Source organism: Gimesia alba (assembly GCF_007744675.1).
Taxonomy (GTDB): domain Bacteria; phylum Planctomycetota; class Planctomycetia; order Planctomycetales; family Planctomycetaceae; genus Gimesia; species Gimesia alba.
In genome coordinates, this window is the sequence record NZ_CP036269.1 from 5,521,927 (window position 1) to 5,543,916 (window position 21,990).

Here is a 21,990-nt window from a genome sequence, read left to right on the forward strand (position 1 = left end):
TAATGGTTTCATTCATGCCCTGAGGCGACAGGCTCAGGAATTTCTTCGTGTTCTTCAATCAGTGGAATTTCAATTCCGCTTTGCTCCACGATTCTGGCGCCCGCTTTTCGTCCGAAGCTCCAGAAGAGCGCCGGTCGAATGAAGAACTCCAGAATCGTACTGCTTAATAACCCGCCGATAATCACCGTCGCCACCGGATACAGAATTTCTTTACCGGCTTCTCCCTGCGACATCGCCAGCGGAACCAGCCCGATGCCCGACGTGAGTGCGGTCATCAACACGGGTGCCAATCGTTCCTGCCCTGCTCTGACAATCATTTCGCGGGTCCAGTCTTCCCCTTCATACTTCACCAGATGCAGATAATGATTGAGCAACAGAATTCCATTCCGCGACGCGATCCCACCCAGTGAGATAAAACCGACCATTGCCGCAATCGTCAGCGTCTGCCCGGTCACGACGAGCGCGATCACCGAACCGATAAAGGCCATTGGCAGTGCCGCCATCACCTGCAGAGAGAAGTTCGCGGAATGAAACATGGTATACAGAACCAGAAAGACACCGAGCATCGAGACGAGAAACAGTGCCGAGATCATACGTGAAGCAGCCTGCTGATTTTCGAACTGTCCACTGTATTCCACAAAATAACCGGCGGGGAGTGCTTCAATAATCGGTTCCTGCTTTGCCTGAATGTCTTTTACGACATCCACAAGTCCGCGTCCCGATACATTACACTGCACGATAATCCGTTTCTGAACTTTCTCGCGATTGATCGTATTGGGACCGGAAGAGGCGGAAATGTCTGCCACCGACGAAAGCGGCGTTGTGCCTCCGTTGGGAAGTTCGATCGACAGTCGTTTTAATGCCTGTAGATCTTCCCGGTATTTCTCATCCATGCGAATCAACAGGTCAAACGTCCGCTGGCCCTGCAGCACCTGTGAGACGACCATACCATTCATCGCGGTTTCGATATATTCATTCACGTATGCCGGGGTTAAGCCATACAGTCGCAGTTTGTCTCGGTCCAGTTTGATCTGCAGTTGGTCAATTTCGACTTGGGGTTCGACCAGAACATCGGTAACTCCCGGCACACTTTTCATAACCCCTTCCATTTTTTTAGCCGTGTTACGCAGAACTGTTAAATCTTCGCCATAGATCTTGATCCCGACCTGAGCTTTCACGCCGGATACCATATGCGAGATCAAATGCGCCAGCGGCTGTTCGACGGAGATGACAATTCCCGGAATGTCTTCCATCGAAGTACGAATATCGTCGAGCACCGCTTCGCGACTGCGACCAGATTCCGGATCAAAGGTGATAATGAATTCAGAGATATTCACTCCCTCAGCATGTTCGTCGAGTTCGGCACGCCCCGTTCTTCTGGAAAACGCGGAGACGCCTTTGATCTTCTTCAGCCGATCCATCACGGTCTCAGAAATTTCGTTTGATTTTTTCAGCGAAGTCCCCGGCGGCAGGACCACGTTCAACTGTGCCACCCCTTCATTAAAGGGGGGCAGAAAATCGCGTTCGAGTTGCATCAGCAGCAGTGACGCTGCAAACACACCGACAACACCCGTGATCAACATCGGCACGGAGAGGCGAATACTGAAACTGATGACATAACCGGCAATCCATTTCAAGAAACGCAGCAGAGGGCCGTCCTGATGCGCCTGTTGCTCGGCAGGATCATCTGAACTGACGGGTGACCCGAATTTCTTTCCGAGCAGCCAGTAAGACAGCACGGGAGTTAATGTAAGTGAAACCAGCAGCGATGACAGAATCGAAACGATATAGGCGACTCCCAGCGGAGCAAACAGGCGGCCTTCCATGCCCGACAGTGCAAACAGCGGCATAAAGACCAACACCACAATGATCGTTCCGAAGACAATGGAATTCCGGATTTCACAACTCGCCTGAAACACGACGAGCAAGGTTGGTTTGGGATTTTTCTGGTAGCGATTTTCCTGCAGCCTGCGGAAAATGTTTTCCACATCAACGATGGCATCGTCAACGAGTTCGCCAATCGCGACCGCCAGCCCCCCCAGCGTCATGGTGTTTATCGAAAGGCCAAAGACAGCAAAAATGATCGCGGTCACGGCGATGGAAAGGGGGATCGCTGTCAACGTGATGAAGGTCGTGCGAAAGTTCATCAGGAACAGAAACAGAATAATCACGACGAGTATCCCGCCGTCAACCAGGGCGTCGATCACATTTTCGATGGAACGATCGATAAACGATTTCTGGGAATAGAGTTCGGGTTGAATACGGATATCCGCTGGTAATGAAGGCTTCAATTCTTTTAAAGCCTGTATCACATCCTGGGCGACGCGGCGCGTATCAGCATCGGGTTGTTTGTTGACGGTCAATACCACGGCATCACCGCCGGCAAACGTCCCGTCTTCCTGTTTCACGAATGCGGAACTGTCTCCCCGTTTGACCTGAGCTCCTTCGACAACTTTGGCGACCTGCGAAAGCACGATGGGGCGGCCTTTTTTCGTAGCAACTACTACTTTTTCCAGATCTTGCAGTGTTTGAATACGGCCCAACGCGCGAACCAGAAATTCATTCGGTCCCTGTTCATCCAGATAGCCGCCGGTCGCATTGACGTTACTCTCTTCACAGGCCTTTCTGACATCGTGCAGCGTGATTCCATATTTGACGAGTGCCTCGGGATTCACGAGGACCTGAAACTGCTTGCGTCCGCCTCCCATCGTGAAGACTTGTGAGACGCCGGGAATCGTGAGTAGCCGTTGTCGGACCACCCAATCTGCCAGCGTACGAACTTCGAGTGGCGACGTTTTGTCATCTTCGCTCCACATGCCGAGCATCATGATCTGGCCCATGATGGAAGAGATCGGTGCCAACTGCGGCTTGACGCCATCGGGTAATTGCTCGGTCACCAGTTGCAGCCGTTCATTCACCACCTGCCGGTCGTTGTAGATATCGGTTCCCCACTCAAACTCGACGTAGATGATGGAGATGCCCACGCCGGAAGAACTGCGCACGGCCTGCACGCCGGTCGCGCCGTTTAATGTGGTTTCCAGGGGAAAGGTGATCAACGATTCCACTTCTTCGGGCGCCATGCCCGGTGCTTCCGTCATCACAACCACACGCGGGCGATTCAAGTTCGGGAACACGTCGATTCCCATGCTGAACGCCTGCCAGGTCCCGAAGCCAATCAGAAACAGCGAGAACGCCAGCGTCAAATGTCGCTGTTTCAGAGAAAATCGAATGATGGCATTCAACATGATGATGATCCAGATCTCTAACGTTGATTCAAAAGGAGGCGATGTTTTAAACGGTTTCTCGTTATCAGAACGTTAATGCGTGTGTCCTGCATGCGGATCCACGCCACCGCCGGCCTTATTTTTCAATGCCATCTGTAACTGATGTGCCCCGGCGAGCGCAATTTTGTCACCCGGAAATATCGAACCATCATTTTCAATCACTGCGGATAACTGATCCTGATAGAGAATATGCACCGGTCGTCGATCAAAATGGTCGCCGTTTTCCTGGAACACAAAATGTTCGGCACCTTCCGTGGCGATGGCTTCCACGGGAAGGACAATCTGTTTCTCCCAGATCTCAACAGGAACCCGCAGCTGCATCCGCTGCCCCAGCTTGTATTCCCAGTTCACAAAACGTTTTCCATGTTGGCGAACGGTGTCATACTGAATCTTATTAGGCAGGTTCACAAAGACGGAAAAGGTTCTGGAATCGGTTTCAATCTGGTTATCCAGATAATCAATTTTGAGATTGCGGATCAGTTTTTTCTCTTTATTATTCACTTCCTGAATCGCCTCAACGGGCCATTGTTTTTCCATGCAGCGCGTGAGTTCATCGGCTTCCTGCTCGAACGCCTGACCTTTGAGATACAAGTCACTGTAGTCCGCTAAGACACACAGCGTATCTCCCGCCTCTACGAAGTCGCCTTTACTGACATTCAGGGACTGGACAATAAACATCGACTGTGGCGGGAGTGTTCTGGAGTCCAGAGAGGAATCATCGGTTGCCGAAATCCGTCGTATTTTCATGTTTGGCATCTGCACTTCTCCCGATTGATTATTGAGAATCGGCACGTACACCTGATGCTCTTTGATCAAGCGGCGTGTTTGATCGATTCGATCAACCTGGGCATTACTGAATCCATGCAGTAAGAGTGCTTCACGTTGTGATTTCAGAATCGCTTCCAGTTTTTCCTTCTCGTATTTCCGTTCGAGCAACACCTTACCGGCGATCACTCCTCGATTCGTGATATCCGTAAGGCGTTCGATCTCTTTATTTTCGACATCGAGTTCGCCCAGTGTTTTCAGATAGGCCGTCTGTGCCTGGACGAGATCTTCGTGAGTGAGTCGCAGCTTGAATAACTCGCGATCTGGCTTAACCGCTTCTCCCGCAATCACATTCACATTCGTGATAATACCCGTCATGGGTGCGACGATGGTGATTCTGGTTTTCCCCGGGCGTTCGACCACGATCGCAGGAATCGTGATCGTGCGTGTGAATGATTGCAGCTTGACCGGAATCACCTTATCTGCGGTCAGGCCCACATTTTTTCGCGCCTGGGGAGAGAGCTCCAGCGAGCTGGCTTCGTCGTGCCTGGCATGATCGTGATCGTGGTGCGATTCGTCACCATGCGCATCTGCGGTTTCCTTGCTCTTAGTCTGCTTCTCTGCGGTCTGCTTACTTTGGGTCCACCCTTGAACCGCAGGTAGCCATTGTTCCTGAGAACTCCAGGCCAGCAGCCCAGCCGGTATCAGGATGACCAGAGTTAAAATCCATTTCCAGTTTTGTTTCAGCATTGAATGATTCATCATGAGCCTCGATTCAGGCAGCACATGTACTTATAAAAAGTGCGCAACGGGTATCGTACGGGTATCGAGAATGGGCGATTTGCGTTCTAGAATGAATGCGTTTTCAGCGCAGATTCATCCCCAGGCAATATCGAAAGACGATTAGAGAAAAGCGGTGCCTATAGCAACCAGACGGTGGTTTGCGCCTGTGCGCGCACTCCGGGCGCTGCAATCGATGACAACGAGGCAAGCTGGAACATGTGCTCTACGTACTGTTGTTCCTGAGCAGAATAGAGCAGATCCCAGGCAGGCAGCAGACTGACAGACTGGGGCGTTTCTTCCAGGACTTTCACGGACGCAGAGGCCAGATACGAACAGCGGCCTTCCTGACAAGGATCCGATTCCGGAGTGGCAGGCTGTTCTTCAGATGCTGGTTCTGCCTGATGCTTGTGGGCATGTTCATGATCGTGATGTGCATGTTCTGCCTGATGCCCACACAAGGCGACGGTCTGACAGGAATTGGATTGTCCTGCATGACAGTCGTGCGCATGATGCCAGCCACATCCCAACAATGTATGGGACAGCATCGAAAGCAGCATCAGAATGGCAATCAACGATTGATACATAAAAACCCTTAGAATGGTACGTTCTTCACTGGAATCATGGCACTAAAACGGAAATGTGTCAAGACATCTCTCTAGACGCAAAATCGAGGCCACAAAACACGTTTTCTTGAATCGCGCTCGCAAGTCGTTCCTGCCTCTTGTTTTAGCAGATCGATTTCAAAACCACTCTCAATCGCTTTCTGATTCGGACCGTCATAAATTTGAATGCACTGTCATCAACCTGACTCTATGGTTTCGGGAATCAAGGCTGCTTCCCATTTTCCGGAGGGATAGACTTGTAAACCAGTGTGAAAACCGCGATCCTGAGAGCATCAAGCGTTGCAACATTTTCACAATGAAAGGGAGTGATTTGTGTCTGCGAAATTTCGTGTTTTAATTACCGATCGTGCCTGGCCTGACTGCGAGGTGGAACGCAAAGAATTAGCGCTCGTTGATGCCGAGGTCATCGAAGCCCCGCCCGGCGCTGATGAACAGAAACTGATTGAAAAAGCAACCGGCGTGGATGCCATTGCCACATGCTGGGCTCCGGTTACCCAGGCCGTAATTGCCGCTGCCCCCGATTGCAAAACCATCGCCCGTCTGGGAATCGGCCTGGATAATATCGACGTCAAATATGCAACCTCGCAAAAGATTCCGGTGACCAATGTCCCCGATTACTGCATCCCGGAAGTCGCCGACCATGCGATGGCGTTGATGCTGGCCAGTCTGCGAAATGTCGCTTTTTTTCATCACCAGACCAAGCAGGGGATCTATGATCTCTCGGCGGCGCCCCTGCCTCGGAGAGTCAGTTCACTGACTCTGGGCGTGTTCGGATTTGGCTTGACGGGACAGGCAGTCGCCGAGCGGGCACGCGCCTTCGGCATGGATGTGCTGGCCACGAATTCTTCCGGCAATGATTATGGAACCGGGACGACCATGGTGCCGTTCGAGGAGCTCATTCAGAAAAGCGACGTGATTTCCATTCATGCGCCCCTTACGGAAGAGACACAGCATCAATTCGATCAAAGTGCGTTTGCACAAATGAAGTCAACTGCTTTGATCATCAATACTTCCCGCGGCGGACTGATTGATTTTGCTGCGTTGAAATCCGCCATTCAAAACCAGGACATCGCCGGAGCCGCTCTCGACGTGTTCGATCCGGAACCACCGGATTTATCGGACCCGTTTTTTCAACACGAACGGGTCATCGCAACCCCGCATGCGGCCTTTATTTCCAAGGAATCACTGGACGAACTTCGACAACAGGCGGCCCGACAGGTGGCAGATGTTCTCGTAGGGAGGGAAACCACTAATGTGGTAAACCCGTCAGTATTTGAATAACTGATACCATCCGCAAATAGATGTAGAAAAATGGCATCACTGGATCAGCGAAACCCATTAAGACTGCGTGAAAATGAACTAGGCTAAGAGTAAGCATTCTCTATTTTTAGCTTAATAACAGTCTGAAAGGTTATAGATTCAGGTAAGAATGGATGGACCCCAATAGTCACTCCCCCGCATCTGAGATCAAAGAGCAGATGATCGAATCGACGTCGCCAACCAGTGACTCTGATTCGATTCAGCGGGAGGAGCGTACGCCCACGCCACCGGCTAAGCCTGAAGCACCACCAGCAAAGCCGGAATCACCGCCTGCCTCTGAAACGCCACCAGCGCCTGCAGCTTCTACACCTGAGAACGCCTCCGATTCCTCTTCCGACGATCACCTGCGCGTTGAAGCACTACGATCAGAACTGCAGGAAAAAGAACAGCTGGTGACAACCCTCACCGCACAACTGGAACAGGTTGTCGAACGACTGGATCACGACCAGCATTCCCTGCACGATGCCGCTGTAGAACATCAGCGCCTGCAGGAACTGGAAACCGAGCTGCATGAAAAAGAACAGCTGGTCGCCAGTCTAAAGGAACGTCTGAGCGAAGTTGTCGAACAACTGAAACAGAGCCAGCGCGAGAACGAAGAACTCACGGCTGCAGAAAACCAACGCGTTAAAGAGCTCGAAGCGGAACTGCAGGAAAAAGAACAGTTGGTGGTGATCCTGACAGAACGTCTGGAACAGGTCGCCGAACAACTGGATCGCCGACATCGCACGGGCGCTGATCGAGGCATGACGATCTCGGCTGGTGGTATTCCCCAGGAAGTGATTGAAGAGCAGCAAAAACTTTCGCAGGACCTGCAATCGGTACTCGAACAATGGCAGGGAATGGATACGGAATCCTCCCTGGCCCGAATTGAACTGCAGATCTCCGAACTGAAAAAACTGGTAGAAGATGGACTGGAAAAGGGACCCGTCGCTCCCAAGCCAGCCAGCCTGGTTGAATATCTCGCTTCACCAGACCGGGAAACCCCGATAGAAGAGGAACCACTCAGCACTGAGGAAGAACAGACACCTGAGGAGCCGGTAACAAGCCCCCCTGCTGAAGACTCTACGGCAAGCGGCTGGGAGGCCATGAAAGAAAAACTGCTTTCTGGCCAGGGAGTCGATGTCAACACGGACCTCGCTAAAAAACAGGCACCTCCCCCCGCCCCTGCTCCGCCTCAGGTAACACAGCCTGCAGTGGGAAATGAGGAAACAGGACCATCTGGTTCCAATGGACGCACACTAGCCAGCTATAAGCCCCCCTTGCCGGATGCTCCTGCAGAAATCAACTATGAACAGGCAACGCAGGCTGAGTTGATCGAGGCAGTCAACGAGCGCGATCAATACATCAGTCTGTTAATCAAGCGCGTCCGTGAAGCCGAAACGGCACTCGTTCCCGTCAACTGGGAACAATTGAATAATGCTCCGGAAGAGCTACTGGAACAGCTACAGACACTGCATCACGATCTGGAACATAATCTGGGCTTAGCCGAGGTTGAAATTTCCATTGAACGAGCCCGACTTTCACGTACCGAATCAATGCTTCAGGGACGCGAAGAAGCAATTCGCAAGAAAGAAAAACAGTTGGGTCTGAATCTGGAACGCAGCGAAGAGGAAGAAGTGCCCGACGAAAACCAGCTGAACGACGACCAGAAAAAACGCTGGCTCGGTTTTCTTAACTAAGCGTCGTTCCAGCGACGATTACAGTTCTCTGCACTCTTCTCAGGGAATCTGCTTCCCACGCTGATGCTTCTGGTTCGCGAGCCCCGTCTTCTCGGACCAGCTCTGCCAGGCCGCTTTCATGCGGGCGACGCGATCGGGATATTGAGCCGCCAGATTGTTGGTTTCAGTCCGATCCAGTTCGAGATCATAGAGCTCCCAGCGGTTGATGGTACGGTCCGCGACAAGCTTCCATTTCCCCTGCCTGATTGCCTGATTATTTCTCAACTCCCAGAACAGCGACTCATGCGGCGTGCGTGTTTCTCCGTTTAAAATCGGCAGAATACTTTTCCCATCAAGGGGAATGATCTTACGAGACTGAAACGTTTCCGGATAGTTCGTTCCAGCCAGATCAATACAGGTTGGCATCACATCAATGATATGTGCGGGTTGCTTTGCGAGTGTGTCAGGTTGAATCTTCCCCGGCCAGCGCACAATAAAAGGTGTCGAAATCCCCCCTTCATGCATCCATGTTTTAAACCGGCGAAAGGGTGTATTTTGCGGAAAGGCCCAACTGGGGCCGCACGTGGTGTAGTACTCTTTCGGTCCGGGAATCTGTTGGGGATTCGCTCCGCCCGGCTCGCTGGCGTCCGGCCCGTTATCGGACAAAAACATGACGATCGTATTTTCGTCTACGCCCGTCTCTTTGAGTGTTGCCATCAGGCGCCCGATATTCTGATCCATACAATCAATCATGGCGGCATACACTTCCATGCGACGTTCCTGCCAGTCACGAGGATACTTGTCCTGCTCCCAGTCTGCCGATTCCGGATCGCGGGCAGGAAGTTTCCATTGGGGATCCACAAGCCCCATTTTCAACTGCCGCTGATGCCGCTCGTTGCGTAACGCTTCCCAGCCTGCGGAATAGCGACCTTTATATTTTGCGATGTCTTTCGGTTTGGCATGCAGCGGGTAATGGGGTGCGGTATAGCAAAGGTGAAGAAAGAAGGGTTGATCTGTTTGGGAATACGTTTTGATTTGCTGAATCGCATGATCGGTAAACGCGTCGGTGGTATAAAAATCATCCGGAAACTCGGTAATGCGTGTCGTATTTTTCGCAAAGAAGCGATATCCGTCTCCGGTAATTCCGCGTTTGTATTTGGGATCACGATAATAAGGATCGAAAAAGTTACAACATCCATCGAGCAGGCCATAGAAATCTTCAAAGCCGCGATAAACGGGGTGGGTAGAATCGGTTCTACCCAGATGCCATTTACCGCTGAGGGCAGTTTGGTATCCCGCCTGCTGCAGCACTTCGCCCAGCGTCACCATATTCAGATTGAGGTGCGGCCGGGGATAGCGCGGATAAAGTCCGGTGACGAGTGAAGCACGGGTCGTCCAGCAAACGGCATTGTTATAAAACTGCGTAAACCGCAGCCCCTCTCGGGCCATCTGATCCAAATGCGGCGTCTGGACTTCACCGCCATAACAGCCAATGTCAGACCATCCCATGTCGTCGCACATGATCAGAATGATATTCGGACGAGGTGCTTTTTTTTCAGGTTCTGCGTAGCTGGTACTCCGAAATGTAAGCAGAGTGGTCAGACAGAACAAAATACAGGCGAGATGACGAAGCAAAGTCGAAACCATTTTTCACGTTCCCTGAAGTAACTCAAGATGCGTATCAGAAAGCAAGACTCTACTATAAACGTCTGCTTAACTTGATGTCAGCCCCTCAGAGGGAAATCTGAAAAATCGGTTTCCAGATCAGAACTACAGGGAAAAAGCGGGGAATCATTAACCGCAGGAAGCAGCGGGGGTAGGGCAGGATCGAGTCGATGTCAAGAATGGCTTCAGCATAATCTGTGAGACCCCAGAATGGTCGATGATTCATCCAAATCTGCTTTTGGGCAGATATCAATTGACTTTTTTGCGCATCCCACTGTAGACTAAATTAATACATTAGTCCATTAATATACTATTGTATTAATTTCACGCAATCACATCGACTATTTCTGAGAGAGTGTACGAAATGAGTGAAAAGCGACCACTCTCCTATTCTCATTTATCGACAAACACATAATTATATATTGATATTTATGGAAATTGATTCGTTATTTTCCAGTAAATATTTTTCTGTTGATACTGACTTTCCTCATTAATAAATTTCAAAGGAAAAGGATCATGTACTCGAAACATTTACAGAGACGTGGATTCACGCTGATCGAATTGCTAGTGGTGATCGCGATTATTGCTATTCTGATTGCCCTGCTCTTACCAGCGGTCCAGCAGGCACGCGAAGCTGCCCGACGTTCGACCTGCAAGAACAACTTGAAACAGATCGGGCTGGGACTGCATAACTACAATGAAACCCACACCGTGTTTCCTTTTTCGACCGTCTGTCGCGTCAACGCTGCTTCGACTGCTCCCGCAGCAACCTCCAATACCCGGCAGGGATGGTTTCACATGCTACTGCCATTCGTCGACCAGGCACCGCTTTACAACACCATCGCCCCCCGTATTCAAGCGAACCAGTTTCCCGGTGGCTGGCCTGAAGCAACGATTGTCGTTCCGCTCTTCAGTTGCCCCTCTGACCCCAAAGCCGGTAAGGTCGCCCAACAAGGGTTTCATGGAAATTACCTGCTCTGTTCCGGTTCAACTTCTCAGGGCGCTGCAGGCACGTATCCCAAACTGAATGGAATGTTTTACAACCTTTCCAAAACTCGCATCCGCGACGTGGTTGACGGGACTACCAACACTATCATGGGCAGCGAAATCAATATTGCCGAAGATTCGATTTCAGCGCAAGGTGCGGGGAACGTAGTCTGTGGCGGCACACACGACTTGCGCGGGCGTTATCATAACAGCTATCACAATGGCGGACTGACTTTTACCACGCTTCGTCCGCCCAATACGCCCACCGGCGACCTGGCCCAATACTGTAACGGTACGGAAGACGCACCCTGCCGTGCCTGTTCCAGTACTAACAATGAAATTCATGCACGCAGCCGTCATGTGGGAGGCGTGCATACTCTCCTGGCGGATGGCTCTGTGCGTTTCGTCTCTGAGAATATCGATACGAACACCTTCCAGGCATTGGGAACCCGTGAAGGGAAAGAAACCATCGGTGAGTTCTAAGCTGTCTTACGATTTGAGAATTGCCTGTGGTCAGATCTCACACGAGGCCACAGGCAATTTCTGTTTCACAACTTGAGTCTGCATCAATCACAACTCAGCTGGAGGTGCACTCGCCTCGCTGATCAAAGGAGAGAACATGAGAGGTTATTCTGTTAGATTACAACTGGCCTGTTTGGCGGCTTGCCTGCTGTTCGTCACAGGCTGCGGCGGTAGCTCAGATGCGCCCACGACCGTGAAAGTCGAGGGAACCGTCACCTTCGATGGAGAGCCGCTCTCTGAAGGCAGCATCGTGTTCGACCCGGCCGACGGTAAAGGAGGCTCTTCTGCCGGCGGGATTGAGAACGGGAAATTCATGTTCGACAGTCAGCTTGGTCAGAAAAAAGTCCTGATTTCCGCCTCTCGTGATACCGGCAAAAAAGACCAGTACGACGAGCCGATCACCGAATCCTACATCCCCGCTCAATACAACTCTCAAACGACACTCACCGCCGACGTGAAAGCAGACGGCGAAAACAAATATACTTTTGAACTGAAATCAAAATAAACAGCGCTGAAAATAGAACAGCCCCGTTTACACAGGTAACGGGGCTGTTTTTTTGATAGCAGATATTTCACAAAAACTCACACTTGCCAACAGGTAATACAATATTTCTGGAGTTCGAGAAACGATTCTTTGATTCCATTCACCAGTTGCTCTGCGGTCTCGGCATCGGGAAGTTCATTTCCGATAATCACGTCACAGTTAAAGGGAACCAGCAACGCCTCGCCGCGGGGTAATGCGCGGCCCAAACCGTGCATCATCACGGGCGTCACCCGGGTGTCGGTTCGGTCGTGCACGATGTGATAGATGCCGCGTTTGATCTCACTCAACTCTTCCGGGTTCCCCCGACTCCCTTCCGGAAAGAGAATCAAAATGTCTCCCTGGTCCAACGCCTGATGGCAGCCGGCAAACAGTTCACTCTTTCGCTGGCGGCCCGTGCGATTGATGGGAATGATACCGATGCAGTTGAGGGCAAACCAGGAGAGAAACCGGTTTTTGAGAAAATAGTCGGCGGCGGCGACGGGCCGCACTTTGTGTATTTTGGATAACGGATACAGGCTCATCAGCACCAGCGTATCGAGGTGGCTGTTATGGTTGGCCGCAATCATCGCGGGGCCTGATTGCGGCAGATTCTGTTTCCCGCGCAGGTTCAAACCGAGCACGATAAACACAATCGGCCTGACGATGAATGCAAAAAACAGGATTTTGAGCACGCGATCCATGTTTTAATAGTTCACATAATAGAGGAAATGAAAAAACAGAGGCGAGGTAAACATCAGGCTATCGCAGCGATCCAATATTCCGCCATGACCGGGAATCAGACTCCCGCTGTCTTTGATTTCCAGATCACGTTTGATGGACGAGATCACCACATCGCCAATAAAGCCGGAGCAACTGATCAACAGACCGGCCAGTAGACTGAAGCGAAATGAAAGCAGCGTTAAGTAGGGGCCGAGAAAACCAGAGACGAGCGTAATCGTCGCTACGCCGCCCAGGAAACCTTCCCAGGTTTTATTGGGACTGACTTTCGGAATAATCTTATGCCTGCCCAGTAACTTGCCCCAGATGTATTGGCAGACGTCGTTGAACTGCGTCATGAACAGTAAATAAATCACCAGGCCAATGCTGCCCGCTTCCAGGTTTTTCACGGGGAGTACGAGTAAATACGCGATATGACTGATGCAGAACACGGTGAGCATCACCGCCCAGTGAATGATACCCGCGGAATGAATAAAGCCTTTGGTTTCGCCGATCAGGACCATGCGCATCGGCAATAACAAAAAGACATAGACGGGAATGAAGACAATAAACAACCCGTACCAGCCGATGCTGACCAGATAATATTGAACGGGGATCGCCATATAAGCCCAGAACAAAACGCGGCGGTCTGCCTGTCGCGTGGGCACGATGGAGAAAAATTCTTTGAGCGCCAGAAAACTGATGAAGGCAAACAGAATGATGGCGGTGGTGTGACTAACAACCAGACAGACAAACAGAATGCCGATCATCCACCACCAGGACTGAATCCGCTGTCGCAGTTCAGTAAAGTCTTTTTCGTGTTTGACACGGGCCAGAATCAGTCGGCTGGTCGTCGCGGTCAGTAATAAGACCAAAACAACCAGCATGGCATTAAACGAATGCGACGGGATATCCCACATAATCAGGCTTCCAGAAATCGATAGGCAGAGATCGTGCGGCGGATACAGGTGATGACACAGCCCACCACAATCAGCGTCAGCGCAATCAGCAGTGAATAATCGGTATACTGCAGCACGACTTCGATGGCAGCAAAGACACAGGCAAACGTCAGCACCGCCATCCGATGTTGTTTGGCCATCGGTCCTTTGAAATCAACGGGCGCTCCGATGCTGGCACTGAGCGTCCGAATATAAGCCGTCATCACCGCCAGCAGACCGGCACACCAGCCGAGTTCGCCACCATAGCTCACGACATGTATCGCATAGCCGGCGGAGACCAGAATCAAAGGGTCCGCCACGCGATCGGGAATGTCATTGAACAGCTCACCTGACTTCGTGCTTTTGCCCCCTTCGACGGCGACCATGCCATCAAACAGGTTACAGAGCAAGCGACATTGAATCATCAACCCCGCCAGGATCAGCAACCACCAGTGCTGATTTTGAGCGAACAGGAGAAAACAACCAGCCGACAGCGCTGCGAAAACAACGCTGGTCACCGAGATCTGATTGGGAGTAATATTTTTGCCGCTCAGGTAACGCGCAAATGAATTCACTATTTTGACATCGCGTATTTTGAGCGGACGGCGGGCACTGGGTTCATTCATATGATGTGTTTCCCTGCTGCTGGAATAATTTCAATAACTTGCAGGCGGTAAAAATACAGAACGAAAACGCAACCGTGAGTGCCGGAAGAATCGTGGCAAACACACGCGGGGTTCCCATCAGCGTATGCACACTCACCAGACAGAACCCGGTCACACTGTTGACCAGAACAGCAGGCAGGATCACTTTCACAAACGGCTTCTGAAAGCGATGAAACAAAAACGTCACCGCATGCACCATAAACAGCGTGATCAGAAAACTGGCGGTTCCCTGGGTGAGTGCCGCAACCACTCCCGATTGCGGCGAGCTGGCGGAATTAATATGGTACGCCCAGCCGCCCCACAGCAAAAATGCCAGTACAGCAGAAAGGAAGTTAAACAGCCGCGTCGTGCGAATACTTTCTCTCATGGATTTCCGGTTGCTTGTCTGGTGTTTGCTATTATTAGATTGGCTGGCATAAGATTCCTCCTGTAGCCCGCGATAACTCTTAAAAACGCTTACTCATCGCCGCATTCTAATTCAATATAAATAAAAGAGGAGAAAAGATCTCTCTTAGCTGATTTTATTTATAATAATTAAGATTATTTTCTGGCATCAGTGAATCAAAAAACAGATACTCAGTACAGGTTGCCGCATCTCACAAAGGCACACTCCAGAAAAGTGAACACGCAAAAATGGACGTCAGGCCCAAATCTGGATTGAAAATTTCGACACGGCTGGTGCTCTTGATCCTCCTGATCGGATTTCTCTCATTCCACGCCTATCACCGATACTGCTTTGAAAAACGAAAAGCCCTGGCACAGAGGCTAAAGGATGCCGGAGCAACCGTTCGCTATACCTGGTTCGGAGTCAGCAGCATGCCTGCATTTCTCAGACCGCATCTGCACTTCATCGACCTGCCTGTCAAACCCAGAGTCTATGATATCGACGCCAATAATAGCCAGGTTTCCGATGAAACATTACGTGGTCTCGAACGGATGACCTATCTCGATTTTTTGAAACTGGAAAACTGTAACGTCTCTGATATCGCATTGACTCGCCTTAAGGATCTCGAAAACCTTCGAGAAATCAACCTGAAAGGGACGCAAATTACCGACCAGGGTCTGCGTCATCTAGAAAACAAACCCTATCTGCTTTTGATTAATCTGGAACAGACCGCAGTCACGCCCGTTGCAGTGAATCGACTACGGTCCAAGATCAATCAGCTCAAAGAGAATCTGACTTCCAGCACACAGAGGGATAAAAAGCTGGTGATTACTTTTTCAAACGAAGTAAGTCGCCCGGAGCAGTTACTGACATTGTCCGTAAAATCAGATTGAATTTTGCGAATAAAATAGATGCGGCGTTTGTGGCTTCAGAGTTCATGAAACATTCCCGTCATGTGTGTAGCTTTAGATGGATACAACAGATCCAGAAACAAGGCACATCCTAACAAGCAGACGACTCTTAGTCCGTATAATTCGAGACTTCAATCAGATTCCCATCGGGATCACGGAAATATGCCGAAACCATTTTCCCAAGGGCGCCGGTTCGCTCTACGGGACCGGCAATGATTTCCACGCCCTGGCTTTGTAGATCTTTGATCGCCTCTTCTACTGGGGTTTTGAGAATGAAACAGAGATCCGCACTGCCGGCCTGCACGTGCTCGGCCTTGGGTTCGAATTCGTGCCCGACTTCGTGCAGATTAATTTTCTGATTGCCAAATGTCAGCGCAAACCGCCCTGCACCGAACGACACCCGCTGCATGCCCAATACGGTCTCGTAAAACGTCAGCGTTGTTTCGATGTTTTTTACCGTTAAGACCAAGTGATCCAGATGGTTGACTTCCATGTTGTTACCCGCTGGGCCAATCAGATAAAAAAGAAACTGAAGAATCGGAGCAAAACGATGATAATGGAAATTGTAAACGCAATGCTGATCGCCTGCCCGACAGGAGTTTTGAAAAACGATTTCACACCTAATTCAGCAGAGTGTTCTGTTTGAAAATCAAAACGGTAGTTACCGGCAACCACTGAAGGTCCAGTGATCTGCACTTCAACCAGTGCATCCGAGATGACCTTATCCTGATCCTGTAAGCAAATACTGGTAATCTCACTGACGGGAATCAGTTCTTTCAGCCTCCAGGTCAGACCTTCTTGGGCAGACTTGTTCGGTTTTGCTCCAAGATTGGTTCTGAATAAGCCCTCTGTTCTCACAAGTATCTCATAGTCTGGCAATGCATCAAACTTCTTAATCAACGGCAGACTATGATCGCGCGGCTCCAGTTCTGCATCGAGTGCTGTGACCTTGATTTCCCTGAGTCCTTCGCTGCGCAGCACCGCCATCACAATACATGAGAAAACGCTGACCAAAATGACGGTACCACAAACCCAGCTCACGATTCGCCAGGGGGAAACCGCTTTCGTTTCTACACTCGCCGATGAGTCGGACACCTTATTTTCTATGTGTAACTCGTCTTTACTGTCCATATTCAAAGCTCACGCCATCGGGAAAAACTGCACACCTAACAGAACAACGACCAAACCGGCGATGCCCATCAGAGCCGTCATGGGAGTGACGTATTTCAGGGTTTCGCCTTCGGTCATGCCACTCATTTTTCCGATAACCCAGAAGCCGCTGTCGTTCATCCAGGAAATGGGTTTCGAGCCGCAGCCGATCGCCAGTGCCAGGTAAACCGGGTGAAAGCCGAGCGTCGTCGATTCGGCGATGCCGCCCAGAATGCCGACTGTGGTGATCATGGCGACGGTCGACGAGCCCTGGGCACTGCGGATGGCGGTGGTAATCAGAAACGCCAGTGTGACCAACATCAGCGGAGAGACATCGGGCAGTGATTCGATCAGAAAGCTGACGCCCGTCTGCTGTAACACGCCGCCAAAGGCACCGCCGGCTGCGGTGATCAGAATAATCACGCCCCCCGTAGAGAGGGCTGCCTGAATGGACGCGGAAAGATCTGCCATCGATGACTTCTTTTGCCGGATCAGTGTGCCAAGGGCAATCACCGTGGCGATGCCCAGCGCCAGGTTTTTATTTCCGAGTGTCTTGATCAATGATTGGACTTCGGGCGAACAGAGATTCTTGATCGATTCAAATTTTAACATCGTCGAGCCGGCGATGAGCAACACAGGCAGCACAATCGGTGTCAGCGATAAACAGAGTCCCGGCAGATCTTCCAATTTGCTGGAGGCCAGTTTGGTGAGGTCTTCTTTCGTCACGTCGGCGGAATCACGGAACGGCAGGACGCAGCGTTTGTTGATCATCACCGCGTATCCCAGACCGAAGAAGGCCGCGATACTGCCGACAATCATGCCGCCAATCATCATCGTGGCGATATCGACGCCCAGTTGCTCTGCGACAAACAGTGGGCCGGGCGTAGGAGGAACCAGTGAATGGGCCATCGTGCCTCCGGTGACAATCGCCAGCACATACAGGAGGTAGTTCTTGCCTGTGCGGAAGCGCATGGCTTTCCCCAGTGGAATTAACAGATAGAAGACCGTATCGAAGAAGACAGGAATGGCTAATAAAAATCCACTGGCCATAAACGCCAGGGGTGCCAGTTTCTCGCCGACAAAATTCACCGACGAGCGAACAATGCGTTCGGCGGCTCCACTTTCCAGCAGGCACATGCCGATAATGGCAGCGAGCGCGATCAGGATGCCAATTTTGGCGCAGGTAGAACCGAAGCCGGCTGCCACGCGTTCTCCCACCGATTGTTTGCCCTGCACGATGGCGGCCTGATAATTGGAGGGTGTAATCGCAAAATCGTCCAGGCCGATCTGACGGCTGGCACTGTCATCACGAACACTCAAGTCGGCAATGATGATTCTTTTACTCCCTTCTGTAAACTTCGCGGTCACGCGCTGGACTTCCGTCTCGGCAATCGGGATCAAGGGGAACTCCGGTTGATTTGAACCTAGAATCAGCAGCATCATGCCGGGCTGAATCGTGCCTGCCTTGTCGACCTCCACGACGATCTGGCGATTGTCTGGGCTGACCTCAATGATTTTGAGTTTGTTTTTCCGGAGGGCTGTCTCTTCAATCTGTTGAGCGGGCGTCAAAACGCCTACACAAATGGCCCCTGCCAGCAGAGCGAGAAAGGCATGCAGGCGGAAAAACAGGACGCCACCAATCACGATGGCGACCCCTGACAAGATAACAACGATGACCCAAGCGCTTTGATCCATTGTTCTACCAGTCTGGTTTTCAGGTTCTGATTATTTTATTTTGTGAAAATCACCATTTTTACGACACATTCTGAGTCAGATCGGGTTTAATACACATCAGACACGCAATCGCATCTGTCTGACTCCCGCATTATGCCGGGAGCCTATTTACCCTAATTCAATCAGGTGAAATGTCATGATGAGTTTTTCCGTGAAACGAACGACACAAATAGTTTGTCTTTTTCTATTTACAGTGTCGGTCCCATTATGCCAGTCTTCCACTTTCGCAGCAACAAAGAGTTCCCCACAATCGAAGAAACAGCAGAGAGTCGATGAATCGACGCTGGCAGAAAAAGTGGATCAACTGATTGAAGCAGAGCTGAAGAAATCAAAAATCGAGCCAGCCCCCCTGGCCAACGATGAAGACTTTCTCCGCCGCGTGACCTTCGACCTGGCGGGCCGCAAGCCGACCTCTTCAGAAGTGATTCTGTTTGGTCTGGATTCCACCCCCCACAAACGGAAAGCGGTTATCAATGACTTACTCAAGTCAGATGAATACGGCGTCAACTGGGCGCGCTACTGGCGGGATGTGATTTACCTGCGGGCCACTGATGCCCGTTCACGCCTGAATGAAAATTCGTTTGTCAACTGGATGACGTCACAGCTCAACGAAAATACAAGCTGGGATCAGATCACCACGGAGCTGTTGACCGCCACTGGTGATGTCCGCGAAAATGGAAACACGGCGTTGATGTTCGCCCATCAGGGTGATCCGGCTGAACTGGCTGCGGAAACATCACGCATCTTTCTGGGAATTCAAATCCAGTGTGCCAACTGTCATGATCATCCGACCGACAAGTGGAAGCGGGACAGTTTTCATGAACTGGCGGCGTTCTTTCCTCGTGTGCGAGTGCGTCCGGTGCGTGATGCGATGCCGCGGACGTTTGAAGTGGTCTCAATGAACCAGAACAGCAATCAGATTGCACAACGCATGAAAATGCTGCAGGATCCGACGATGCTGTTTCGCGCTTATGACCGTAACCGGGATGGCAAGCTGACCAAACAGGAAGTCCAACGCACACGCATGGCGCCACGCTTTGAACAGCTGGTTTCCCGTGCCGACAAAAACGGAGACAAAGCGTTAACCGCTGAAGAATTGAAAAGCATTCCGGTTCCCGAGAATGCCCGCCGATTCATGTCAGAATATTATATGCCCGATTTGAACAACCCGACGTCCGTCGGCACGGTCGTGCATCCAGTTCTGTTTGTCGATAAAAAATCCCCCGGTAAAGGTCTGGACGATCTGGATCGCCGGGAAACCCTGTCGAAATTTCTGACTTCAAAATCGAACCCGTGGTTTGCCCGAGCGATTGTGAATCGTCTCTGGGCAGAAATGCTGGGAGAAGGGTTCTACATGCCCATTGATGATATCGGCCCCGAACGGAGTGCCGTCTATCCGGAAGTGCTCGACGCATTAGCCGATGGTTTCACCGCCAGCGGATACGATTTGAAATGGCTCTGCCGTACGATTACCAACACCCGGGCCTATCAGCGAGAGATGCAAAAGAGAACGGAAGGTCAACTCAATACCCCGTTTGCTGCCCAGTCTCCCACCCGTTTGCGAGGCGATCAGATCTTCACAGCCATCACTCAGGTGTTTGGTGTGGATGACCTGCAGGCCAATCGAAGCGGCGGTAATCGACGTTTCCAGGGGGGCCGGTCAGCTCGTAGTCAATTCAGCAACCTGTTTACTTTCGATCCTTCCACATCACAAGAGGAGATCACAGGAGACGTTCCACAGGCATTGTTCATGATGAATTCCACCGCCATCAATGGCATGCTGGGAACCAACCGAAACACGAAGCTGGCACAGATCGCCAAAGATTATCCAGATAACAAAGACGCCGTACAGGAACTGTATCTGCTGACGCTCTCACGAGAACCGAGCAAATCGGAATTGAAGATCTGCCTGGATTATTTTCAGGAAACCAGCAACCGTGCGGAAGCGCTGGAGGATCTGATGTGGAGTCTCCTCAATTCCAGTGAGTTCATTACCAAACGTTGATTGTGTGAGCAGACCGATTTCGCGTTGCGTTTACTTTAGATCAATACCATCCCTCAGGCTGAGGAGTTTTTCATGAGTCTTTATCATCACCAACACGTTCAGACGAGCCGTCGGGGCTTTTCACGCCGCAGCTTTCTCCGCAATGTTTCCCTGGGGGCGCTGGCTGCGGGAACGTTCAGTTTTCACGACTTAATGAGTGTCTCGGCAGAAGAACTTCGCAAGCAGGGCCGTTCAATGATTCTGCTCTGGATGGCGGGCGGACCGAGCCAGTTTGAAACGTTTGATCCCAAACCCAACACTTCGAGTGCGGGCGATAAAAGTGCGATTCAAACCTCTGTCACCGGAATCGAAATTTCCGAAGACTGGAAAAACACAGCCAAGGTCATGTCGGACATCGCGTTGATTCGCTCAATGACGAACAAAGAAGGCAACCACCAACGTGCCACCTATCAGATGCATACAGGTTATGTGCCTTCGGGCAGCGTGAAGCATCCGAGCCTGGGTTCGAATGTCGCACGGGAAATTGGCAACCGTGAACTGGATATTCCTTCGATTGTCTCCGTTGGTGCCACCACTGGCGCTGGTTTTCTGGGTGTGGACTACGAACCGTTTAACGTCAACAATCCGGGCAGCATTCCCAACAACGTCGCTGCGACTGTGCCTGATCAACGCTATCAGAAACGACTGGGTCTGTTAGGGCGCCTCGATACCGAATTTGCGAGCCGCGGCGGTGAAGTGGTCGTGAAGAATCATAGCAAGATTTATAACAAAGCCTCTTCGCTGGTATTGAGCCCACAGACGGAGGTGTTTGATCTGAGCAAGGAACCCGACTCACTCCGTCAACAATATGGAGAAAGCAACTTCGGGAAAGGCTGCCTGCTGGCACGCCGTCTGGTGGAAGCGGGTTCGACATTTATTGAAGTCCGTTCCAATGGCTGGGACAATCACTTTAACCTTTCTGAAGTGATCTCCCCCCGTTCACAGGAAGTCGACAAGGGCATGGCGGCGCTGATTACCGATCTCAAACAGCGTGGCATGCTGGATCGAACCCTGGTGGTTTGGATGGGTGAATTTGGTCGTACGCCGAAGATCAATGCCCGCGCGGGTCGAGATCATTATCCGCGTGTCTTTAATGCCGCCCTCGCTGGTGGCGGCGTCAAAGGCGGACAGGTAATTGGCGCTTCAACCGACGATGGTTCGGCTGTGAAAGATCGGCCCGTGAACGTTACCGATCTGTTCAGCTCGATCTGCCATTCGCTCAAAGTCGATCCGAAAAAGGAAAACATGAGTCCACTGGGCCGTCCGATGAAAATCGTGGATGGCGGCGAAGTCGTGACCGAACTGTTTTCCTGAATC

At 51.2% G+C, this 21,990-nt stretch carries 19 protein-coding genes; 7 read left to right on the forward strand and 12 right to left on the reverse strand.

What is annotated here, in order from left to right; all coding sequences use genetic code 11:
- Positions 1-8: 8 nt before the first annotated feature.
- From Pan241w_RS20600 to Pan241w_RS20610, 3 genes are all read right to left on the reverse strand, one after another.
- Positions 9-3,245, reverse strand: coding sequence for an efflux RND transporter permease subunit (locus Pan241w_RS20600; protein WP_145219458.1), 3,237 nt, complete (start codon positions 3,243-3,245; stop codon positions 9-11).
- Positions 3,246-3,317: 72 nt separating this feature from the next.
- Positions 3,318-4,814, reverse strand: a complete 1,497-nt coding sequence (locus Pan241w_RS20605; RefSeq protein ID WP_232107217.1) for an efflux RND transporter periplasmic adaptor subunit — start codon at positions 4,812-4,814, stop codon at positions 3,318-3,320.
- Between the two features lie 155 nt (positions 4,815-4,969).
- The gene (locus Pan241w_RS20610; RefSeq protein ID WP_145219460.1) at positions 4,970-5,416 is read right to left on the reverse strand and encodes a hypothetical protein; all 447 of its coding nucleotides are present in this window, start codon (positions 5,414-5,416) and stop codon (positions 4,970-4,972) included.
- A 351-nt stretch (positions 5,417-5,767) separates the two neighbouring features.
- Between Pan241w_RS20610 and Pan241w_RS20615 the strand changes: the two genes are divergently transcribed.
- Together Pan241w_RS20615 and Pan241w_RS20620 are read left to right on the forward strand one after the other, a co-directional pair.
- Positions 5,768-6,736, forward strand: coding sequence for a C-terminal binding protein (locus Pan241w_RS20615; RefSeq protein ID WP_145219462.1), 969 nt, complete (start codon positions 5,768-5,770; stop codon positions 6,734-6,736).
- A 152-nt stretch (positions 6,737-6,888) separates the two neighbouring features.
- Entirely contained in the window at positions 6,889-8,454 is a 1,566-nt protein-coding gene (locus tag Pan241w_RS20620; RefSeq protein ID WP_145219464.1) for a hypothetical protein, read from the forward strand.
- 39 nt (positions 8,455-8,493) lie between these two features.
- On the opposite strand, the gene Pan241w_RS20625 is transcribed toward Pan241w_RS20620, so the two are convergent.
- Together Pan241w_RS20625 and Pan241w_RS29465 are read right to left on the reverse strand one after the other, a co-directional pair.
- Positions 8,494-10,080 (reverse strand): arylsulfatase, encoded by a 1,587-nt coding sequence (locus tag Pan241w_RS20625; protein ID WP_145219466.1) that lies wholly within the window; start codon positions 10,078-10,080, stop codon positions 8,494-8,496.
- Between the two features lie 85 nt (positions 10,081-10,165).
- On the reverse strand, positions 10,166-10,324 hold the full coding sequence (locus Pan241w_RS29465; RefSeq protein WP_198000051.1) for a hypothetical protein: 159 nt from the start codon (positions 10,322-10,324) through the stop codon (positions 10,166-10,168).
- Positions 10,325-10,614: 290 nt separating this feature from the next.
- Here Pan241w_RS29465 and Pan241w_RS20630 point away from each other — a divergent pair, with 290 nt between their 5' ends.
- Together Pan241w_RS20630 and Pan241w_RS20635 are read left to right on the forward strand one after the other, a co-directional pair.
- Positions 10,615-11,568, forward strand: coding sequence for a DUF1559 domain-containing protein (locus tag Pan241w_RS20630; protein ID WP_145219468.1), 954 nt, complete (start codon positions 10,615-10,617; stop codon positions 11,566-11,568).
- Positions 11,569-11,704: 136 nt separating this feature from the next.
- On the forward strand, positions 11,705-12,112 hold the full coding sequence (locus Pan241w_RS20635) for a hypothetical protein (protein WP_145219470.1): 408 nt from the start codon (positions 11,705-11,707) through the stop codon (positions 12,110-12,112).
- A gap of 77 nt (positions 12,113-12,189) precedes the next feature.
- Here Pan241w_RS20635 and Pan241w_RS20640 read toward each other — a convergent pair whose 3' ends face one another.
- The 4 genes from Pan241w_RS20640 to Pan241w_RS20655 are packed head-to-tail and all read right to left on the reverse strand — an operon-like array spanning position 12,190 to position 14,817.
- Positions 12,190-12,831, reverse strand: coding sequence for a lysophospholipid acyltransferase family protein (locus Pan241w_RS20640; RefSeq protein WP_145219472.1), 642 nt, complete (start codon positions 12,829-12,831; stop codon positions 12,190-12,192).
- Positions 12,832-12,834: 3 nt separating this feature from the next.
- Positions 12,835-13,767 carry a phosphatidate cytidylyltransferase gene (locus tag Pan241w_RS20645; protein WP_145219474.1) on the reverse strand — a complete coding sequence of 311 codons (933 nt, stop codon included), beginning with the start codon at positions 13,765-13,767 and terminating at the stop codon, positions 12,835-12,837.
- 2 nt (positions 13,768-13,769) lie between these two features.
- Positions 13,770-14,411, reverse strand: coding sequence for a CDP-alcohol phosphatidyltransferase family protein (locus tag Pan241w_RS20650; RefSeq protein ID WP_145219476.1), 642 nt, complete (start codon positions 14,409-14,411; stop codon positions 13,770-13,772).
- A complete protein-coding gene (locus Pan241w_RS20655; protein ID WP_145219478.1) occupies positions 14,404-14,817 on the reverse strand; it encodes a hypothetical protein in 414 nt (137 codons plus the stop codon). Before Pan241w_RS20655 ends, Pan241w_RS20650 begins: the two co-directional genes overlap by 8 nt.
- A gap of 266 nt (positions 14,818-15,083) precedes the next feature.
- Between Pan241w_RS20655 and Pan241w_RS20660 the strand changes: the two genes are divergently transcribed.
- Entirely contained in the window at positions 15,084-15,728 is a 645-nt protein-coding gene (locus Pan241w_RS20660; protein WP_145219480.1) for a leucine-rich repeat domain-containing protein, read from the forward strand.
- Positions 15,729-15,855: 127 nt separating this feature from the next.
- Here Pan241w_RS20660 and Pan241w_RS20665 read toward each other — a convergent pair whose 3' ends face one another.
- From Pan241w_RS20665 to Pan241w_RS20675, 3 genes are read right to left on the reverse strand one after another with little or no spacing between them, the layout of a single operon-like run.
- On the reverse strand, positions 15,856-16,239 hold the full coding sequence (locus tag Pan241w_RS20665) for a VOC family protein (protein ID WP_145219481.1): 384 nt from the start codon (positions 16,237-16,239) through the stop codon (positions 15,856-15,858).
- 20 nt (positions 16,240-16,259) lie between these two features.
- Positions 16,260-16,841 (reverse strand): hypothetical protein, encoded by a 582-nt coding sequence (locus tag Pan241w_RS20670; protein WP_145219483.1) that lies wholly within the window; start codon positions 16,839-16,841, stop codon positions 16,260-16,262.
- A gap of 45 nt (positions 16,842-16,886) precedes the next feature.
- Positions 16,887-18,590, reverse strand: a complete 1,704-nt coding sequence (locus Pan241w_RS20675; RefSeq protein ID WP_145219485.1) for a GntP family permease — start codon at positions 18,588-18,590, stop codon at positions 16,887-16,889.
- 175 nt (positions 18,591-18,765) lie between these two features.
- Between Pan241w_RS20675 and Pan241w_RS20680 the strand changes: the two genes are divergently transcribed.
- Both Pan241w_RS20680 and Pan241w_RS20685 read left to right on the forward strand, forming a co-directional pair.
- Positions 18,766-20,634: a DUF1549 domain-containing protein gene (locus Pan241w_RS20680; RefSeq protein ID WP_145219487.1), complete on the forward strand. Its 1,869-nt coding sequence runs from the start codon at positions 18,766-18,768 to the stop codon at positions 20,632-20,634.
- Between the two features lie 72 nt (positions 20,635-20,706).
- Positions 20,707-21,987: a DUF1501 domain-containing protein gene (locus tag Pan241w_RS20685; protein ID WP_145219489.1), complete on the forward strand. Its 1,281-nt coding sequence runs from the start codon at positions 20,707-20,709 to the stop codon at positions 21,985-21,987.
- Positions 21,988-21,990: the final 3 nt, after the last annotated feature.

Excerpts from the sequence above, each read along its gene's own strand:
- Pan241w_RS20600 (WP_145219458.1), bottom strand. The coding sequence starts at position 3,245 with ATGTTGAATGCCATCATTCGATTTTCTCTGAAACAGCGACATTTGACG.
- Pan241w_RS20605 (WP_232107217.1), bottom strand. The coding sequence starts at position 4,814 with ATGATGAATCATTCAATGCTGAAACAAAACTGGAAATGGATTTTAACT.
- Pan241w_RS20610 (WP_145219460.1), bottom strand. The coding sequence starts at position 5,416 with ATGTATCAATCGTTGATTGCCATTCTGATGCTGCTTTCGATGCTGTCC.
- Pan241w_RS20620 (WP_145219464.1), top strand. The coding sequence starts at position 6,889 with ATGGACCCCAATAGTCACTCCCCCGCATCTGAGATCAAAGAGCAGATG.
- Pan241w_RS20625 (WP_145219466.1), bottom strand. The coding sequence starts at position 10,080 with ATGGTTTCGACTTTGCTTCGTCATCTCGCCTGTATTTTGTTCTGTCTG.
- Pan241w_RS29465 (WP_198000051.1), bottom strand. The coding sequence starts at position 10,324 with ATGAATCATCGACCATTCTGGGGTCTCACAGATTATGCTGAAGCCATT.
- Pan241w_RS20630 (WP_145219468.1), top strand. The coding sequence starts at position 10,615 with ATGTACTCGAAACATTTACAGAGACGTGGATTCACGCTGATCGAATTG.
- Pan241w_RS20635 (WP_145219470.1), top strand. The coding sequence starts at position 11,705 with ATGAGAGGTTATTCTGTTAGATTACAACTGGCCTGTTTGGCGGCTTGC.
- Pan241w_RS20640 (WP_145219472.1), bottom strand. The coding sequence starts at position 12,831 with ATGGATCGCGTGCTCAAAATCCTGTTTTTTGCATTCATCGTCAGGCCG.
- Pan241w_RS20645 (WP_145219474.1), bottom strand. The coding sequence starts at position 13,767 with ATGTGGGATATCCCGTCGCATTCGTTTAATGCCATGCTGGTTGTTTTG.
- Pan241w_RS20650 (WP_145219476.1), bottom strand. The coding sequence starts at position 14,411 with ATGAATGAACCCAGTGCCCGCCGTCCGCTCAAAATACGCGATGTCAAA.
- Pan241w_RS20655 (WP_145219478.1), bottom strand. The coding sequence starts at position 14,817 with ATGAGAGAAAGTATTCGCACGACGCGGCTGTTTAACTTCCTTTCTGCT.
- Pan241w_RS20660 (WP_145219480.1), top strand. The coding sequence starts at position 15,084 with ATGGACGTCAGGCCCAAATCTGGATTGAAAATTTCGACACGGCTGGTG.
- Pan241w_RS20665 (WP_145219481.1), bottom strand. The coding sequence starts at position 16,239 with ATGGAAGTCAACCATCTGGATCACTTGGTCTTAACGGTAAAAAACATC.
- Pan241w_RS20675 (WP_145219485.1), bottom strand. The coding sequence starts at position 18,590 with ATGGATCAAAGCGCTTGGGTCATCGTTGTTATCTTGTCAGGGGTCGCC.
- Pan241w_RS20680 (WP_145219487.1), top strand. The coding sequence starts at position 18,766 with ATGATGAGTTTTTCCGTGAAACGAACGACACAAATAGTTTGTCTTTTT.
- Pan241w_RS20685 (WP_145219489.1), top strand. The coding sequence starts at position 20,707 with ATGAGTCTTTATCATCACCAACACGTTCAGACGAGCCGTCGGGGCTTT.